The sequence below is a fragment of the Alteromonas sp. 14N.309.X.WAT.G.H12 genome, from assembly GCF_036697315.1.
Lineage (GTDB): Bacteria > Pseudomonadota > Gammaproteobacteria > Enterobacterales > Alteromonadaceae > Alteromonas.
Genome location: NZ_JBAHZB010000201.1, coordinates 1 through 2,524, shown reverse-complemented (window position 1 = coordinate 2,524; position 2,524 = coordinate 1). Strand labels below are relative to the sequence as shown.

Here is a 2,524-nt window from a genome sequence, read left to right as displayed (position 1 = left end):
GGTGAAGACTTCACCAACTACTACAAAGGTAACTATATCGATTACGGTTTAGCTGCGTTGGGTGATTTCACTTGGAATATGGGGTTAAACCTTGTATTAGGATTGCGATACGACTCTATCGATATGCAAAGCCGTGAAGTTATTGATAAGCTAGAAGATCCTGATGATGTAGATTACGCCAAAGCCTCTGACACTGACGGAGGTATTTCCTGGACAGCCAGTGTTTCTTATAAAACGCCCATTGGCCTAATTCCCTATGCGACGGCGGCTCGTCAAACCACCGTTATTGCAGGTCAAGGCGCAGAAATCACCACAACCAATATTGCTGAAGGCACCGCTACTGCAGCCTCTAAAATGCACGAGTTTGGTGTAAAAGGCAGCTTTTTAGAGGATTCATTGTACTTTGCTGTTGATTACTACGAGCAGGAAAGAACGGATTATTCAGCCCAAAACACCACCACCAACAACACCACCAGATCCGAAGGTTACGAAGCTGAATTACGTTGGGTAGTGACAAATCAATTAGTGGTTACCGGTGGTTACACGAAAACCGAAGTCACGAACTTAAGTGCACTAGACAGTGGTCAGTATGGCCGTTTAGGTGCTGACGATCTCGACAATATTGAAGGTTATCAAATGTACGGTGGCTACTTAGCCGCAACCACTGGTATCGAAGATAACCCGAAAGCCCGTAAAGCCGGTATGCCTGAAAATATCTACACATTAACAGCAACCTACGACTTCCTAAACGGGTTAGCGGCTAACATTAACGTAGTTGATGTTGATGCAACCTACTCAGGCTTTACCCAATCAGTGAAACTGCCGGCCTACACGCTAGTCGGTGCGGGTCTTGTTTATACTCAAAACGATTGGAAATTTAGCTTAAACGTGAAGAACCTGACTAACGAAACCTACTTCCGTGCTAACTTCCCAGATTTCGCAGGGGGTGACGTCGTGTTGCCAGAACTACCTCGTAACTGGACGGCGAAAGTTTCTTATAAGTTCTAACAAAGGTAAATAGTAGACTCAAAGCACTAACATCTTGTAGTACTTCAATTTCATCAAAGCTGCCCGTGTAAGTTTTTGTGGCTCTTCACAAAACACCGCCATAGGCAGCTTTTTTTAAAGTATTACGCTTTTTCTTGACCTTTTAGTCAAAATTGCTTCACTATTAATTGTCGCGGTAAGCCTAAAAAAGTATTAAAAAAAATGGGAATCAGTCGATAATAAAAAAGTACTAGCTAGCATCAGTGCTGCTCTTATTCTAATACCTATAACGAGTTTACTCTGCGTATTGTGCTAGCGTTAATCGAAGGTTGTTGTGCCTGCAATTCAACTTCACACTCTTAAAATCAACTTATGTGGTCGAAAGTCATGACTTTCAGTATTAAACAAAAAATCATCATTGCATTAATGGTTGCTGTTATTGCAGCGGCAGTGCTCGTTGGCTCCATCAGTCAATGGATAGCTCGTGATCTTGTTAAAGACAACATGGAACAATTGCAGTTACCGTCATTGCTTAAACAAATTGGCAATCAGGTAGACCGGGAAGCCAGTGTGATGCTGGCAGTGGCCAACAGCGTAGCATCAGATCCTAACATTCTGGACTGGTCTAAAGCGGGTGCCAGTGCAGATGGCGAACGCAAACTGGTTAACTACTTAAAGGAACTGGTGGAATTTAATGATCTCACCGTTGCGTCCTTCGTGGATAAACAAACCTACAAATACTGGAATCAAGACGGTTTTTTACGCACCTTAAAAAACGATGCCCTGGACGGATGGTTTTTTGCCTACAAAGACAGCGGCCAGCCAACCTCACTGAGTTTGTATAACGAGCCGGGCGAAGGCTATCGCTTATTTGCTAATTTTCAACAGGTCAATGGCCGTGGCATGTCTGGCGTCGCTAAATCCGTTGACGAACTGCTTTCTATTATCAACGATGTAAAAATTGCTGAAACCGGCTTTGTTTACCTTGTTGACGGCAATGGCACCATCATTGCCCACCCAAATACATCCTTGTTAGGTAGTGCCCATTTATCTTCAATTACCGGCAAAGAAGCGGCCAATCGATTGCTCGCCAAGGGCGACTTTGCCATGGCCAGTCATGAAGAAGACGACGGCAACATGTTGTACGCCAGTACCTACGTAAAAAAAGCGGGATGGTACGTAATAGCGCAAGTTCCAGAGCATGAATTGTACGCCTCATTAGATAAGGGGAGTCAGCAGATAATTCTTTGGTCGTTAGTCATTGCCGGTGGGTTTGCCGTACTTGGCATTTGGTTAGCCGCGTCATTAACCAAACCTATCGAGTCTTTAGCCGACACCTTCCAACAACTCGGGAAAGGCAACGGCGATTTGCGTACCCGAATTCAGGTACCTGAACAAAAAGAAACTGCCAGACTGGTTGAAGGCTTTAATGACTTTATTAGTCATTTGCACCAAACCATATCGTCGGTAGCGCAAAGTAGCGAAGCGTTGAAATTATCAGCCTCGGATGTGGCGAATCAATCACACACCACAAAAG

Annotated in this window: 2 protein-coding genes; both read left to right on the top strand. The window is 44.3% G+C overall.

From position 1 onward, the window contains the following. Window positions 1–1,008: TonB-dependent receptor domain-containing protein (locus V5298_RS20400; RefSeq protein ID WP_332933251.1), on the top strand; the 1,008-nt coding region annotated here is incomplete at its 5' end. Window positions 1,009–1,374: 366 nt separating this feature from the next. Then, window positions 1,375–2,524 (top strand): HAMP domain-containing protein (locus tag V5298_RS20395; protein WP_332933250.1); only part of this gene is annotated, 1,150 nt, incomplete at its 3' end.